This window comes from Amycolatopsis sp. NPDC059021, assembly GCF_042739895.1.
Classification (GTDB): domain Bacteria; phylum Actinomycetota; class Actinomycetes; order Mycobacteriales; family Pseudonocardiaceae; genus Amycolatopsis.
Window position 1 is genome coordinate 75,780 of sequence record NZ_JBHYIQ010000002.1, and the last position, 13,794, is coordinate 89,573.

At 69.2% G+C, this 13,794-nt stretch carries 15 protein-coding genes; 7 read left to right on the plus strand and 8 right to left on the minus strand.

Annotated elements, in window-relative coordinates:
* The first annotated feature begins 35 nt into the window (after nt 1-35).
* The 5 genes from ACFWX1_RS01275 to hpaD are packed head-to-tail and all read left to right on the plus strand — an operon-like array spanning nt 36 to nt 5,644.
* Nucleotides 36-1,466 carry a fumarylacetoacetate hydrolase family protein gene (locus ACFWX1_RS01275; RefSeq protein WP_378382802.1) on the plus strand — a complete coding sequence of 477 codons (1,431 nt, stop codon included), beginning with the start codon at nt 36-38 and terminating at the stop codon, nt 1,464-1,466.
* Nucleotides 1,463-2,125, plus strand: a complete 663-nt coding sequence (locus ACFWX1_RS01280; RefSeq protein WP_378382935.1) for a GntR family transcriptional regulator — start codon at nt 1,463-1,465, stop codon at nt 2,123-2,125. Before ACFWX1_RS01275 ends, ACFWX1_RS01280 begins: the two co-directional genes overlap by 4 nt.
* A 23-nt stretch (nt 2,126-2,148) precedes the next feature.
* Nucleotides 2,149-3,093: a 4-hydroxy-tetrahydrodipicolinate synthase gene (dapA, locus tag ACFWX1_RS01285; protein WP_378382803.1), complete on the plus strand. Its 945-nt coding sequence runs from the start codon at nt 2,149-2,151 to the stop codon at nt 3,091-3,093.
* A gap of 2 nt (nt 3,094-3,095) precedes the next feature.
* The gene (gene hpaE / locus ACFWX1_RS01290; protein WP_378382804.1) at nt 3,096-4,604 is read left to right on the plus strand and encodes a 5-carboxymethyl-2-hydroxymuconate semialdehyde dehydrogenase; all 1,509 of its coding nucleotides are present in this window, start codon (nt 3,096-3,098) and stop codon (nt 4,602-4,604) included.
* On the plus strand, nt 4,601-5,644 hold the full coding sequence (gene hpaD, locus ACFWX1_RS01295) for a 3,4-dihydroxyphenylacetate 2,3-dioxygenase (RefSeq protein ID WP_378382805.1): 1,044 nt from the start codon (nt 4,601-4,603) through the stop codon (nt 5,642-5,644). Before hpaE ends, hpaD begins: the two co-directional genes overlap by 4 nt.
* A 21-nt stretch (nt 5,645-5,665) precedes the next feature.
* Here the strand turns inward: hpaD and ACFWX1_RS01300 are convergent, their stop codons facing one another.
* The 3 genes from ACFWX1_RS01300 to ACFWX1_RS01310 form a co-directional block, all read right to left on the minus strand.
* Nucleotides 5,666-6,604: a methyltransferase gene (locus tag ACFWX1_RS01300; RefSeq protein WP_378382806.1), complete on the minus strand. Its 939-nt coding sequence runs from the start codon at nt 6,602-6,604 to the stop codon at nt 5,666-5,668.
* Nucleotides 6,601-7,614: a methyltransferase gene (locus ACFWX1_RS01305; RefSeq protein WP_378382807.1), complete on the minus strand. Its 1,014-nt coding sequence runs from the start codon at nt 7,612-7,614 to the stop codon at nt 6,601-6,603. Before ACFWX1_RS01305 ends, ACFWX1_RS01300 begins: the two co-directional genes overlap by 4 nt.
* A 153-nt stretch (nt 7,615-7,767) precedes the next feature.
* On the minus strand, nt 7,768-8,166 hold the full coding sequence (locus ACFWX1_RS01310) for a hypothetical protein (RefSeq protein WP_378382808.1): 399 nt from the start codon (nt 8,164-8,166) through the stop codon (nt 7,768-7,770).
* 360 nt (nt 8,167-8,526) lie between these two features.
* Here ACFWX1_RS01310 and ACFWX1_RS01315 point away from each other — a divergent pair, with 360 nt between their 5' ends.
* Entirely contained in the window at nt 8,527-9,540 is a 1,014-nt protein-coding gene (locus ACFWX1_RS01315) for a S1 family peptidase (protein ID WP_378382809.1), read from the plus strand.
* A gap of 54 nt (nt 9,541-9,594) precedes the next feature.
* Here the strand turns inward: ACFWX1_RS01315 and ACFWX1_RS01320 are convergent, their stop codons facing one another.
* Genes ACFWX1_RS01320 through ACFWX1_RS01340 form a run of 5 tightly spaced genes read right to left on the minus strand, consistent with a single transcriptional unit; the run spans nt 9,595 to nt 12,997 of the window.
* The gene (locus ACFWX1_RS01320; RefSeq protein ID WP_378382810.1) at nt 9,595-10,263 is read right to left on the minus strand and encodes a formylglycine-generating enzyme family protein; all 669 of its coding nucleotides are present in this window, start codon (nt 10,261-10,263) and stop codon (nt 9,595-9,597) included.
* Nucleotides 10,264-10,310: 47 nt separating this feature from the next.
* Complete coding sequence (locus tag ACFWX1_RS01325) at nt 10,311-10,892, minus strand: dihydrofolate reductase family protein (RefSeq protein WP_378382811.1); 582 nt, start codon at nt 10,890-10,892, stop codon at nt 10,311-10,313.
* A 6-nt stretch (nt 10,893-10,898) separates the two neighbouring features.
* On the minus strand, nt 10,899-11,396 hold the full coding sequence (locus tag ACFWX1_RS01330) for an SRPBCC domain-containing protein (RefSeq protein WP_378382812.1): 498 nt from the start codon (nt 11,394-11,396) through the stop codon (nt 10,899-10,901).
* A gap of 2 nt (nt 11,397-11,398) precedes the next feature.
* Nucleotides 11,399-11,740 carry an ArsR/SmtB family transcription factor gene (locus ACFWX1_RS01335; RefSeq protein WP_378382813.1) on the minus strand — a complete coding sequence of 114 codons (342 nt, stop codon included), beginning with the start codon at nt 11,738-11,740 and terminating at the stop codon, nt 11,399-11,401.
* 51 nt (nt 11,741-11,791) lie between these two features.
* On the minus strand, nt 11,792-12,997 hold the full coding sequence (locus tag ACFWX1_RS01340) for an FAD-dependent oxidoreductase (RefSeq protein ID WP_378382814.1): 1,206 nt from the start codon (nt 12,995-12,997) through the stop codon (nt 11,792-11,794).
* 154 nt (nt 12,998-13,151) lie between these two features.
* Between ACFWX1_RS01340 and ACFWX1_RS01345 the strand changes: the two genes are divergently transcribed.
* Nucleotides 13,152-13,772, plus strand: coding sequence for a TetR/AcrR family transcriptional regulator (locus ACFWX1_RS01345; RefSeq protein ID WP_378382815.1), 621 nt, complete (start codon nt 13,152-13,154; stop codon nt 13,770-13,772).
* The last annotated feature ends 22 nt before the right edge of the window (nt 13,773-13,794 follow it).

Sequence of the window (13,794 nt, forward strand, 5' to 3'; positions counted from 1 at the left end):
GATATGTTGTTCGAGCTTCAGGCAGGAACTCAGCCATGACCAGCGCGTCTCCCCTTCCCGTGCGGCCCGGCAAGATCATCGCGCTGCACCTGAACTACCCGTCGCGGGCGGCGCAGCGTGGACGTACCCCGGCTCAGCCGAGCTACTTCCTCAAGCCGCCCACGTCCGTCGCCGCGAGCGGTGCCGAGCTGGAACGCCCGGCGGGCACCGAACTGCTCGGGTTCGAAGGTGAGATCGCGCTGGTGATCGGTACGCCGGCCCGCCGCGTCAGCCCCGAGGAGGGCTGGTCGCACGTCTCCGGCGTGACCGCCGCGAACGACTTCGGCGTGTACGACCTCCGCTATGCCGACAAGGGTTCCAACCTGCGGTCGAAGGGCGGCGACGGGTTCACCCCGCTCGGCCCGTCGGTCCTGCCCGCCGACGCCGTCGACCCCGCCGCGCTGCGTGTGCGCACCTGGGTCAACGGCGAACTCGTCCAGTCCGACACCACCGCCGATCTGCTGTTCGGCTTCGGGCGGCTGATCGCCGACCTTTCGCAGCTCATCACCCTCGAACCCGGCGACGTCGTCCTCACCGGCACACCCGCGGGCGCGTCGGTCGTCGGACCGGGCGACGTCGTCGAGGTCGAAGTCGACGGGAACGGCCGGTCCACCGGGCGCCTTGTCACCCCGATCGTCGCCGGGACAGTCCCTTTAGGACCGTACGGCGCACTGCCCCGTGTGGACGATCAGCAGCGCGCAGACGCTTACGGGACAACGGAACCCGGGTTCGTCCTCACCGAGGATCTCCGGAAACGGCTCGAGAGCGTCGGCGTGGCGACACTTTCCGCGCAGCTGCGCAAACGCGGCTACGACAACGTGTCGATCGACGGGCTCGCCTCGACGAAGCCGGGTGCGCGTCTGGTCGGCCGCGCGCGGACGTTGCGCTACATCCCGCACCGCGAAGACCTCTTCCGTGAGCACGGCGGCGGCTACAACGCCCAGAAGCGCGCGTTCGACGCGCTCGAACCCGGCGACGTCCTGGTGATGGAGGCCCGCGGCGAGCGCGGGACCGGCACCGTCGGCGACATCCTCGCCCTGCGCGCACAGGTGAAAGGCGCGGCGGGGATCGTCACCGACGGCGGAGTCCGCGACGTCGCCGCGGTCGCCGCGCTCGACATCCCGGCCTACCACGCCGGGGCGCATCCCGCCGTGCTCGGCAGGCGCCACGTGCCGTGGGACGTCGACGTGACCGTCGCCTGCGGTGGCGCGTCGGTGCAGCCGGGCGACGTCATCGTCGGGGACGCCGACGGCCTGCTCGTCATCCCGCCGCGGCTGGTCGAAGAGGTGGTGGACGCGGCGATCGAGCAGGAGCGCCAGGAGGCCTTCATCGCCGAACAGGTGGCCGCGGGCGAGCGCGTCGAGGGGCTCTACCCGATGGACGAGAGCTGGAAGGCGAGGTACGCCGCGTGGCAGCCGAAGCCATGAATTCGCACGCGATGAGCAAATCGCAGATCGCCTACCAGTGGATCAAGGCCCGCATCCACGACGGCACCTTCTCCCCCGGCTACCGGCTCGTCCTCGGCCAGATCGCCCAGGAACTCGGCGTCAGCGTGGTGCCGGTCCGCGAGGCGATCCGCATGCTGGAGGCCGAAGGGCTGGTGACCTTCGAACGCAATATCGGCGCGCAGGTCGCCATGGTCGACGAGACCGACTACCAGCACACGATGCAGACCCTCGCGCTGGTCGAGGGCTACGCCGCCGCGCTCGCCTCCGAGGTGTCACCGCCGGAAGTGCTCGAAAAGGCGAAGGCGCTCAACGCCGAGCTGGCGGCGTGCCTCGACCACTTCGAGCCGAACCGGTTCACCGCGCTCAACCGCGAATTCCACGCCGTGCTGTTCGGCCCCTGCCCCAACCCGCAGGTGCTGGATCTGGTCACCCGCGGCTGGAACCGGCTGTCCGGGCTGCGCAGCTCGACATTCACCTTCGTCCCCGGCCGCGCGAAGGAATCGGTGGCCGAGCACGAAAAGATCCTCGGCCTGCTCGAACGCGGCGCGCCCGCGCACGAGATCGAACTGGCCGTCCGCGAACACCGGCTGGCGACCCTGCACGCCTTCCAGGCGTACCAGGCCGAACGCCATTCGTAGCGAACAGACCCAGGAGGAAGTCCATGCGTTTCCGCGCAGATCCCCAGTCGATCCGGGGTTCGATCGCGCCGCTGATGACCCCGTTCACCGCCGAGGGCGCCGTCGACCACGACGGGCTGGAGAACCTGGTGCGGTGGCAGCTGGCGGCGGGGTCGCACGGCATCTCGATCGGCGGCTCCACCGGCGAGCCCGGCGCGCAGACGATCGCCGAACGCGCCGAGGCGATCCGTACTGTCGCCGCCGAGGTCGGTGATCGCGTCCCGTTCGTGCCTGGCACCGGGTCGGCGAAGCTCGACGAGACGCTGGAGCTCACCGCCACCGCGGCCGAGGCCGGCGCCGACGCGGTGCTCGTCATCACGCCGTACTACGCCCGCCCCACCCAGGAAGCGCTTTACACCTGGTACCGCACGGTGGCACAGGAGTTCCCCGATCTGCCGATCGTGGCCTACAACGTGCCGAGCCGGACCGCGGTGGACATCGCCCCGGAGACCGTCGCCCGGCTGTTCCGCGAACTCGACAACTTCGTCGGCGTCAAAGAGACCACAAAGGACTTCGAGCACTTCTCCCGGGTGCTGCACCTGTGCGGGAAGGAACTGCTGGTGTGGTCCGGGATCGAGCTGCTCTGCCTGCCGCTGCTGGCACTCGGCGGCGCCGGGTTCGTCAGCGCCACCGCCAACATCGCGCCCGCGGCCTGCGCGCGGATGTACCAGGCGTGGCAGGACGGCGACCTCACCCTCGCCCGCGAAATCCACTATGGACTCCACCCGCTGGTCGACCTCCTTTTCGTGGAAACGAATCCCGCGCCGGGCAAGTGGGTGCTCGCACAGCGCGGGCTGATCGGGTCCGGGTTCGTCCGGCCGCCGCTGATCACCCCGACCGACGCGGGCGTGGCCCGGATCAAGGACCTGATGGCCCAGGGCGAGGCCTACCTCAGCCCGGTCGACGGCTTCACCGTGGAAGGAAAGTAGGCATGGCGAAGCACTACATCCCCGAGAACCTGCCCTCCCGGATCCAGCACTACATCGGCGGCGAACTCGTCGACAGCGTCTCCGGGAAGACGTTCGACGTGCTCGACCCGGTGTCCAACCAGACCTACGTGACGGCCGCCGCCGGCCAGGCCGAGGACGTCGACCGCGCCGTGGCCGCCGCGCGGAAGGCGTTCACCGAGGGACCGTGGCCCGGCATGCTGCCGCGTGCGCGCGCCCGGATCCTGAACCGGATCGCCGACGCCGTCGAGGCACAGGACGCGCGGCTGGCGGAACTGGAGACCTTCGACACCGGTCTCCCGATCACCCAGGCGCTCGGCCAGGCCCAGCGCGCGGCCGAGAACTTCCGGTTCTTCGCCGATCTGATCGTCGCTGAGGCCGACGACACCTACCGCGTGCCGGGGCGGCAGGTGAACTACGTGCACCGCAAGCCCGTCGGCGTCGCCGGGCTGATCACCCCGTGGAACACGCCGTTCATGCTGGAGAGCTGGAAACTCGCGCCCGCGCTCGCCTCCGGCTGCACCGTGGTGCTCAAGCCCGCGGAGTTCACCCCGCTTTCCGCGAGCCTGTGGGCGGAGATCTTCCGCGACGCGGGGCTGCCCGACGGCGTGTTCAACCTGGTCAACGGTTTCGGCGAGGAGGCGGGCGACGCGCTGGTCAAGCATCCGGACGTCCCGCTGATCTCGTTCACCGGCGAGTCCGCGACCGGGCAGACGATCTTCCGCAACTGCGCCGCCGGGCTCAAGGGCATGTCGATGGAGCTGGGCGGGAAGTCGCCCGCGATCGTGTTCGCCGACGCCGATCTCGGCGCCGCGATCGACTCGACATTGTTCGGCGTGTTCTCCCTCAACGGCGAACGCTGCACCGCGGGCAGCCGGATCCTTGTGGAGCGCCCGGTCTACGAGGAGTTCTGCACCCGGTATGCGGAACGGACGCGGAACATCGTCGTCGGCGATCCGCACGACCCGGCCACCGAGGTCGGCGCGCTGGTGCATCCCGAGCACTACGAGAAGGTCATGAGCTACGTCGAGCTCGGGAAGTCCGAGGGGCGGCTGCTCGCAGGCGGCGGCCGTCCGTCCGGTTTGGACACCGGGAACTACGTGGCGCCCACGGTGTTCGCCGACGTCGCGGCCGACGCGCGGATCTTCCAGGAGGAGATCTTCGGCCCGGTCGTCGCGATCACCCCGTTCGACACCGAACAGGAAGCGCTTTCCCTGGCCAACGGCGTCAAATACGGGCTCGCGGCCTATCTGTGGACCTCGGACCTGAACCGGGCGCACACCTTCGCGCAGTCGGTCGAGGCGGGCATGGTCTGGCTCAACTCGCACAACGTCCGTGACCTGCGCACGCCGTTCGGCGGCGTCAAGGCGTCGGGGCTCGGGCACGAGGGCGGCTACCGCTCGATCGACTTCTACACCCATCAGCAGGCGATCCACGTGACGCTCGGCGCCGTGCACACCACCCGCTTCGGAGTCCAGAAAGGACAGTCATGACCGCGACACCGCCGGACGTGATCCGCTGCGCCTACGCCGAGTTCGTCGTCAGCGATCTCGCCGCGTCCCGCGCGTTCTACGTCGACGTGCTCGGACTGGTCGTCACCCACGAGGACGACGACGCGATCTACCTGCGGGCGTTCGAGGAATACCTGCACCACTCCCTGGTGCTGCGCAAGGGAACCACGCCCGCGCTCGCTGTGCTCGCCTACCGGGTGCGCACCCCCGGCGACCTCGACCTCGCCGAAGCGTATTACCGGGAACTGGGCGTCCGGGTGGACCGGCGCCCGGCGGGCGCGACGCGCGGGATCGGCGAGGCGGTGCGGATCGAGGACCCGCTGGGGTTCCCGGTGGAGTTCTTCCACGAGGCCGAGCACGTCGAACGGTTCACCCAGCGCTACGACGTCCACGGCGCGGGCGCACTGTCCCGTTTGGACCATTTCAACCTCTGCACCCCGGACGTCCCGGCCGCCCGCCGGTACTACGAGGGGCTCGGTTTCCGGGTCTCGGAGGACATCCAGGACGACGAGGGCACCGTCTACGCCGCCTGGATGTTCCGCAAGCCGACCGTGCACGACGTCGCGCTCACCGGTGGCGACGGGCCGCGCCTGCACCACATCGCCTTCGCCGGCCACGAACGGCACCAGATCCTGCACATCTGCGATCACCTCGGCGCGCTGCGCGAATCCGGCATGATCGAACGGGGCCCCGGCCGCCACGGCGTGTCGAACGCGTTCTACCTCTACCTGCGCGACCCCGACGGGCACCGCATCGAGATCTACACGCACGACTACTACACCGGCGATCCGGACAACCCGGTCATCACCTGGGACGTGCACGACAACCAGCGGCGCGACTGGTGGGGCAACCCCGTGGTCCCCAGCTGGTACGCCGAGGCGTCCCCCGTGCTGGACCTCGACGGCACACCCCAGCCGCTGACCGTCCGCTCCGACACGCGCGAAGCCGACGTCACGATCGGTGCGGACGGCTTCTCCTACACCTCCGGACAACAGGGTTTCAAGCTGGGCCAACAGGTTTGAGCGGCTGCGATCGGGACCGGGTCACGCGGGCACGGCTTCGAGCAGGGACAGGCCCGAGGGCAGCGGAGTGACCCGTTCGATGGTGAGCCCGGCCCGGTCGAACAGCCGTCCGAACTCGGCGCGGGTGCGTTCCTGCCCGCCGTAGATCGTCAGCATGTGCAGGTCGGTGAGCTCCGGATCCCTTGGCCGGTCCGGGCTTCCGCGCTCCGGCAGGATCAGCTCGATGACGAGCACCGTGGCGTGCGGGGGCATCGCGGCGCGGCAGTTGCGCAGGATCGTGACGGCGTCGTCGTCGGGCCAGTCGTGCAGGATCCACTTGAGCAGGTACGCGTCCGCTCCGGCGGGCACCTCGCGGAGGAAGTCGCCGTCGGCGCGGTCGAACACCTGCCCGCGCAGATCCGGATACCGCCGCGAAAGCACCGCGAGCAACGTCCCGTCCCCACCGCCGACATCGATCGCGCTGCGGTAGCGGCCGAAGTCGTGGTGCTCCCCCACTTCCTCGGCGATCGTGGTGGTGTGCCTGCTCATGAACCGGTCGTACCGCGCGTGAAGCTCCGGGGCACCGTCCATGTACTCGAAGATCGGCATGCCGAAGGCCTCGTGGAACCCGCCGCGCCCGGAACGTACCCCGGCCTCCACCGCCGCCCAGGCCCGTTCGGTCACCGGATCGGTGGTGATCCGGACGGTGTCGGACAACGGATCGTCCTCGCGCAACGCGGCCCCGGCCTCGGTGAGAGTGAACACCTCCCGGTCGTCCTCGGCACACAGGCCGATGTCGGCGAACCCGCGCAGCAACCGGATCATCCGCTCCGGCGCCATGTCGCACGCGCGGGCCAGCGTGTCGAGGCTCCCCTGTCCTTCGGTGATCAGCTCGGCAAGGCCCAGCCGGACGAACACGCCCGCCAGGTGTGCCGCCTTCGCGCCGCGCAGCCAGCCGAGCACCGTTTCGCGGGTGGTCATCGCGCCTCGGCTTCGATCAGGGAAAGGCCGGTCGACGGAACGGGCGTGATCGCGGTGACGGCCAGGCCCGCCCGCGCGCACACCGTCTCGAACTCGCTCCGGGTGCGTTCCTTCCCGCCGACGACGACCAGCATGTGCAGGTCCATCAGATACGGGTCGAACAACCGCTCGTCCTCGCTCAGAACGTCGGGCAGCACCGGATCGGCGATCAGCACCCTGCCGCCCTGGTTCATCGCGGCGCGGCAGTTGCCCAGGATGACGGCCGCCTGGTCGTCGTCCCAGTTGTGCAGCGCGCTCTTGATCACGTACAGGTCCGCGCCCTGGGGCACGGCCTCGCGGAAATCCCCCGCCACGACGTCACAACGCTCGGAAACCCCTGCGGCGCCGAGGTTTTCCGCCGCGCCGGTGCTGCCCGCCTCGAGGTCGAACAGAATCCCGCGGGAGCCGGGCGCACTGCGCAGGATCCCGGCGAGCAGGGTGCCGTCCCCGCCACCGAGGTCGGCGATGGTCGCGTACCGGCCGAAATCGTAGTAGCGGGGCGCTGCCTCGGCGAAGTCCCGGGTCCCTTGACTCATCGCCGCGTTGAACACCGCAGACTGCTCCGGCTCGCCCGCGAAGTACTCGAACGCGGAACAGCCGAAGACGTCGTCGAACGCGGGACGTCCAGTACGGAGACTGTCCTTCAACCGCAGCCACGGCTGCTCGGTGACCGAGGTGGTGGACAGCTTCGCGAAATCGAGCAGCGACCCCGGATTGTCCTTGCGCAGCAACGAACCGGCCTCGGTGAGCGCATACACCCGCGGCGCGCGCTCGAAGCAGCAGCCGAGGCTCGCGAACGCCCGCAGCAGGCGGACCATCCGCTCCGGCGGAATGCCGTGCGCGTCGGCGATGACCCCGAGTCCCGCGCCGTCCCCGATGGTGTCGGCCAGCCCGAGGTCCGCGGCGACCCCGATGACGTGCGTGGCCATCGCGCCACTCAGCAGCCGCCGCAATGTTGCCTGTGCTTCCATCTCAGCTCCCTGAAGTTAGGCTTACCTAAATTCTGGGCGCTCAAGTCGGCTTGATGTCAACGGTGATCAACGTCAGTGTCACAAGACATCGTCATGCGGCTGCGCGTGACGAAACCGGCCCGTGGGTGACGAAATCAGTCGGCCGCAGCACGGTCAGGGGCGGTCGAGCTCCCGGCCGGGAGCGACCGGGGCGGCCCCGATCCGCCAGCGCAGCGTCGGCTCGCGTGCGGCTTCGACCCGGCGGGGCCGGTCGTCACGGCGGAGCAGGACGGAAAGCCGGTGCTGGGCGTACGCGAGGTCGCTGCACGCGGCGGCGAAGTCGTGGGCGGCGGCATAAGCCAGTGCGCGCCGGATGTGGTCGAGTGCGTCGGGCTCCGCGGCGGCGAGCAGCTCGGCCGCGGCCGCGGCGGTCTCCCGCAGCGCCGCCGTCATCGTCGCCGTTTCGGGCGTGCCGGGGGCCACCGTGAGCGCCGGGGTGAGGATCGTCAGCTCGGTGTGCAGCTGGTAGAGCACGCGCAGCTCGCCGCCAGATGCCTGCTCGGAGGTGTTCACCGTTGCGTCCTCTTCCTCGATCCGTCGTATGTTACCGGCCGGTTGGGAGACGACGATCACTCGGCCCCATGACGCCGTCCGCCAGGGTTTGTTCCCCGCGACCGGCGTTCGCGCGGCACTCGTTCCACTTCGGACACCGCGCTCCGGGAGGACGTGTTCACCCGGACGATTACCACACACGCTTTCGGTGGCACGGCGGACATTAATTGAGTAGTACCGCCGCGACCGTTTTATGACCGAAACCCCCCTTTCGAGCGATTCACCGGCCGGGACCCGACCTTGGTCGGTAGCGATGCACTTTCCCCGGCAAACAGGGTGATCCCGTCGTGTTTCTTCCGACCCGGCACAACTGGAGATCCCATGACATCCCGGAAAACCCTTGCCGCGTTCGCCGTCCTGTCGACCGCGGTACTGACCACCGGCGTCTGCGTCCAGCAGGCCACCGCCGGCCCGCTGGCCTTCGCCCAGCTTCAGGAAGCGTCGATCACCCAGGCCACCCAGGTCACCGACGCGCTGGGCACGACCTCCGGCGGGTTCTACCTCGACAACGGGAAAGCGGTGGTGACCGTCCTCGACGACGCCGCCGCGAAGGCCGTGCGGGACGCGGGCCTCACCGCGAAGAAGGTCACCCACAGCTTCGCCGCGCTGACCAGTGTCAAGGAGAGCCTCGACGGGATCGGCGCCGCGCCGCAGACCGCGTGGGGCATCGACACCAGCACGAACCAGGTCGTGGTGACCGTCTTCGACGCCGCCACCCCCGCCACCGCGAAGAAGGTCACCGAGGCCGCGAGCCGGCTCGGCGACAGCGTCCGGATCGAGCACGAAACGGGCAAACTCGAACTGCACATCAAGGACGGGGACGCCATCCGGAACAGCAGCGCCCGCTGTTCGCTCGGCTTCAACGTCAAGAAGGGCAGCACTCCGTACCTGCTCACCGCCGGGCACTGCACCAACCTCGGCGGCACCTGGTCCGGCGGCGACGTCACCGGTGCCAAGATCGTCCGCAGCGACTGCCCCGGCGCCGACTCCGGCTACCTGACCCGGCCGAACGGCACCGGCCCCGGCCAGATCAACACCGGGCAGAAGATCACCCGCGCGGCGGCGCCGCGGGTCGGTGAGCGGATGCAGAAGCAGGGTTCGACCACCGGTGGCGGTGGCGGCACCATCAAGTCGGTCGACCAGACCGTGAACTTCGACGTCGGCGTGCTGCGGCACGAATTCGGCACGACCGCGCACACGGACCACGGGGACTCCGGCGGCCCCGCCTACGACGGTTCGACCGGACTCGGCACGCTGTCCGGCGGCAACACCACCGTCAGCTACTTCTACCCGCTGACCCTGGAACTCCAGTCCTACGGCCTCACCCTGGCCTGACCGGCCCTGCCGTGAAGGCCTCCTTCACAGCCTTGAGCGCTGTGAAGGAGGCCTTCACGGCGTCGAGGACCGGGCGACACGGAAGCCGACGTCGTCGATCCGCAGCGTCGGGTGGCTGCGGCGCCGCACCGACGCCCGGCAGCTCCAGCGCTCGTCGAACCAGCCACCGCCGCGAAGCACCCGGTAGCTGCCGTAGACCTCGGCGTCGTAGAGGTCCCAGCACCATTCCCAGACATTGCCGAGCATGTCGCGGAAACCCCACGCGTTGGGCCGTTTCCCGCCCACCTCGTGCACGCGCTCGCCGGAATTGCCGCGATGCCAGGCGATTTCGTCGAGTTCGCCGTAGCGGGCGCCGGTCGTGCCCGCGCGGCACGCGAACTCCCATTCGGCTTCGGCCGGCAGCCGGTATCCGTCGGCGGCGTTGTCCCATTCGGCGTCTTCGGCATCGACGCGATAAACGGGCGTGAAGCCCTCGCGCTCGGACGCGGCATTGCAGAACCGGACCGCGTCCAGCCACGAAACGCCTTCGACCGGCAAGCCATCGCCCTGCGCCGTACTCGGCCGCGCGCCGGTGACCTCCGCGTACCACGCCTGTGTCACCGGCACCGCGCCCAGCAGGTACGGCTCCAGCACTACCGGCCAGCTCCGCCGCGTCCGCCGGTCCGACAACGTCACCTCGCCGCCGGGGAGGGAAATCAGCTCGCCACCCGTGCGCGTGTCCATGCGGAGAAATCTACCGGTGTCCCCGGAACCGGTGACACGACGCCGAACTACGCGGTCTTCAACGGCCCGGCGACCTTGTACGTGTTGACCATGGCGCCGGACGGGGTCGCCGTCGTTCCGGCCAGCTCGAACGACTGCGCCAAGGTCCCTTCCGCGATGAAGCGCTTGCCCGTGCCCACCAGTACCGGATAGACGATCAGCACGACCTCGTCCGCGAGCCCGTTTTCGAGCAGCGCCGAGGTCAACGTGGAGCTCCCCGAGAGCACAAGGCCCGGACCGTCCTGGGACTTGACACGGCGAACGCCCTCGACGACGTCCGGCCCCAGCCCCTCGAACGGGCCCCATTCGAGGCTTTCCGGCCGGTGGGTGACGACGTATTTCTTCGCCGCGTTGAGGCGGTCCACGACCGGACTGCTCGGCGCCTTCGGCCAGAAGCCCGACCAGATGTCGTAGGTGCGACGGCCGAGCAGCAGATCGAAGCTTTCGCCGTGCGCGGCCATGACGGCCTCCCCGCCGGCGGGCGTCCGATAGGGCGCGGTCCAGTCGCTGTAGGGGAAGCCGTCCTCGTCGGCGGAGTGCTGGATCACGCCGTCGAGCGAGATGTGCTCGATGATCTTGAGTTCTCTCATGGTGAATCAGTCCTCAGTGTGCGCAGGGACGGTGACTTCGGCCAGCAGCGCGTCGAGCTGGGGCAGCGCCGCGCGGAGCCCTTCTTCCATACCCGGCAGCGTTTCCTCCATGGCTTCGACGCTGGAAAACCGGCTGACGCCGGTCATGCGCGACCCCGCCGGCGTGGTTTCGAAGGTGAACGTCATCGACATCGGCATGTTCTCGTCCTCGGCGTCGGCGTCGCCGTCGTGCGCCTCGAACGAGTCGATGGGATTCACCGCGGTGAACTTCCAGGAGCCAGACCACTTTTCGCCGTTCGGCCCGGTCAGGAAGTACTCGGCGCGGCCGCCGACCCGGAAATCATGATGGGTGAAGGTGGCGGGCGCGAAGGGCGGGCCCCAGAAACGCTCGAGCTGCCGGGGGTCGGCCCAGGCATCCCAAAGGCGTTTTTGCGGAACAGGGAAGTCGGCCACGATGGTCAGGGTGAGATTTCCGGGATCCTTGAGGACATCGGTGATCGGCATCGTCATTCTTCTTTCGGCAGGAGGACGTCGTCGAGCTGCGCCACGCGCTGACGCCAGATGGATTCGTAGAAGTCGAGAAGCTCACCGGCTCGCCGGAGCCGCGCGCGCTCGGTCGAGACCCGTTGCTCACGGCCGTTGGCACGCTTCTGGATGAGCCCCGCGCGCTCGAGCACGGCGACGTGCTTCTGCACGGCGGCGAAGCTCATCTCGTAGTGCGCGGCGAGTTCGGACACCGACGGCGTTCCCGTGATCGACCGCGCCAGGATGTCGCGGCGCGTGCCATCGGCCAGTGCACGGAAGAGCTGGTTGAGCGACTCCTCACTCTCGTCCCGAAGTACAACCATGTGGTTGTACGTTAGCCGCGCCCGGCCCCTTCCGCAAGCCTGACTTGTCTTCTACTGCTCGCCTTCGGCTTGCCGGCGTCGGTATTCCGCCGCCCTGGTCTCGTAGTTCTGGTGTTCCCGCGCGTGGTCCGGGGGAAGGTGCGGCGCGTCCGGGGACGTCGTGGCGAAGAACCGCGTGAGCGCGGTGTTCGAGCTCACGGCGAGTTCCCCGGAGCGCGGGAACATCGCTGCCTCGTAGCGTGCGACCGCGTCGTCGAGACTGCTCTCCTTCTTGATGGCGTGCGCGAGTTCCGCGCCATCGAGCAACGCGAGATTCGTGCCGTGGCCGCCGAAGGGCGCCATCAGGTGGGCGGCGTCGCCGATCAGGGTGACGCCCGGGACGTGGTCCCAGGTCAGCGGAGCGGGCAGAGCCCAGAAGCTGCGCTGCACGTAGTCGCCGTCGTTGTCGGTGATCAGCGGGCGCATGACCGCGGACCATTCACCGAACTCCCGCACCAGGTAGGACCGAACGGCCTCGCGGTCGGTGATGTCCACGCCTGCCGTGACATGCCAGTCGAGTTCGGCGCGGAAGGCTATGTAGCCGCGGACCACTCCGTTGCTGTTGCGCTGGACGATCACCGCACGGCCGTCGCCGTCGGTGGAGAACATGTGGCCGTCCCCCACGATCGCGGCGACCTCGGGGTGCCGGGTGTCCACGTCGTCGAATCGGGCGTCGAGGAAGTGGACACCGAGGTACTGCGGTACCGCGTCGGTGAGCAGCCGGCGAACCGGCGACCAGGCGCCATCGGCGCCGATGACGAGGTCGGCTTCCGCGCTGGCACCGTTGGCGAACTCCAGGCGGTGTACCCCGCCTCCGAGCGGGGTCGCGCGCACCAGTTTGTGTCCCCAGTGGACAGTGCCGGGCTTCAGGTGCCGGTCGAGCATGACGCGCAGCTGGCCGCGGTCGATCTCGGGAGCCGCCTCGTCGCCCTCCGCGGGAGTGAACTCGGCCAGGACGGTGCCGTGGTGGTCGCGGCGGCTCTTGGCCTGGCCCTCCATCCGGGCCAACGCCAGGAAGGCGTCCATCAGCCCGGCGTCCTCCAACGCGATCTGACCGGCGTCGGCGTGCAAATCGAGCGTTCCTCCCGGATCCCGGGAGTCCACAGCGGTGTCCGCGTCGTAAACCGCAGGCTGGAAGCCGTGTCCCTGCAGGACGCGGGCGCACATCAAGCCGGCGGGGCCGCCGCCGACGATGGCGATGCGAGGTGGGGTCGTCATGAGGTGAGTCCTTTCCACGGGTGCCGTGGCGGCGTGTTCGCCGCCACTGGGTGCGGGCCAGGCAGGCCGGCTCCTCACACCATACGTAGAACCGTTCAAAAAGTCTAACGATTCTACTTTTTGACCCGTTCAACGCAGCGGCTAGGATGGAGACATGCCCGAAACAGGACGCCGCGAGCGCAAGAAGGCCGCCACCCGCCAGGCACTGGCCGACGCCGCGCTGGAACTGTTCCTGGAGCGGGGCTACGACGCGGTCGGCGTGCGGGAGATCGCCGACACCGCCGACGTCTCGGTGGCCACCCTGTTCAAACACTTCCCCGACGGGAAGGAGGCACTGGTATTCGACCAGGACGCCGACCACGAGGCCGCGCTCGTCGCCGCTGTCCGCGACCGCCCCAGCGGGCAATCCATCCCTCAGGCGCTGCGCCGGCTGCTGCGCGACGAGCGCTCCCGGCAGGTCCGCACCGACCCGCGCCTCGCCGACTTCCTCCGCCTGATCGACACCACTCCCGCACTGCGTGAATACTTTCGCCGCATGTGGCTGCGCCACGAGAACGCACTGGCCGCGGCGATCGCCGCCGACACCGGGCTACCCGAAGGCGACCCCGGCTGCCAGGCACTGGCCCATTTCGCCCTCGAAGCCGTCACCCTCGTCCGCGGACGAGACGACGCCGAGTCCGCACTCGACCAGATCTTCACCCTCCTCGACACCGGCTGGGCCGGCACGACGAAGAAATCCAAGAAGTGCCGCGAAACTGGGACTGCTCCTGGGTGACACCAGCCTGAGACTTCCCTCC

What these genes read in the sequence shown, in the direction of transcription:
- ACFWX1_RS01275 (WP_378382802.1), top strand. Translation starts at nt 36, where the DNA reads ATGACCAGCGCGTCTCCCCTTCCCGTGCGGCCCGGCAAGATCATCGCG.
- ACFWX1_RS01345 (WP_378382815.1), top strand. Translation starts at nt 13,152, where the DNA reads ATGCCCGAAACAGGACGCCGCGAGCGCAAGAAGGCCGCCACCCGCCAG.
- ACFWX1_RS01315 (WP_378382809.1), top strand. Translation starts at nt 8,527, where the DNA reads ATGACATCCCGGAAAACCCTTGCCGCGTTCGCCGTCCTGTCGACCGCG.
- ACFWX1_RS01320 (WP_378382810.1), bottom strand. Translation starts at nt 10,263, where the DNA reads ATGGACACGCGCACGGGTGGCGAGCTGATTTCCCTCCCCGGCGGCGAG.
- dapA (WP_378382803.1), top strand. Translation starts at nt 2,149, where the DNA reads ATGCGTTTCCGCGCAGATCCCCAGTCGATCCGGGGTTCGATCGCGCCG.
- ACFWX1_RS01325 (WP_378382811.1), bottom strand. Translation starts at nt 10,892, where the DNA reads ATGAGAGAACTCAAGATCATCGAGCACATCTCGCTCGACGGCGTGATC.
- ACFWX1_RS01300 (WP_378382806.1), bottom strand. Translation starts at nt 6,604, where the DNA reads ATGACCACCCGCGAAACGGTGCTCGGCTGGCTGCGCGGCGCGAAGGCG.
- hpaE (WP_378382804.1), top strand. Translation starts at nt 3,096, where the DNA reads ATGGCGAAGCACTACATCCCCGAGAACCTGCCCTCCCGGATCCAGCAC.
- ACFWX1_RS01330 (WP_378382812.1), bottom strand. Translation starts at nt 11,396, where the DNA reads ATGCCGATCACCGATGTCCTCAAGGATCCCGGAAATCTCACCCTGACC.
- hpaD (WP_378382805.1), top strand. Translation starts at nt 4,601, where the DNA reads ATGACCGCGACACCGCCGGACGTGATCCGCTGCGCCTACGCCGAGTTC.
- ACFWX1_RS01305 (WP_378382807.1), bottom strand. Translation starts at nt 7,614, where the DNA reads ATGGAAGCACAGGCAACATTGCGGCGGCTGCTGAGTGGCGCGATGGCC.
- ACFWX1_RS01340 (WP_378382814.1), bottom strand. Translation starts at nt 12,997, where the DNA reads ATGACGACCCCACCTCGCATCGCCATCGTCGGCGGCGGCCCCGCCGGC.
- ACFWX1_RS01335 (WP_378382813.1), bottom strand. Translation starts at nt 11,740, where the DNA reads ATGGTTGTACTTCGGGACGAGAGTGAGGAGTCGCTCAACCAGCTCTTC.
- ACFWX1_RS01280 (WP_378382935.1), top strand. Translation starts at nt 1,463, where the DNA reads ATGAATTCGCACGCGATGAGCAAATCGCAGATCGCCTACCAGTGGATC.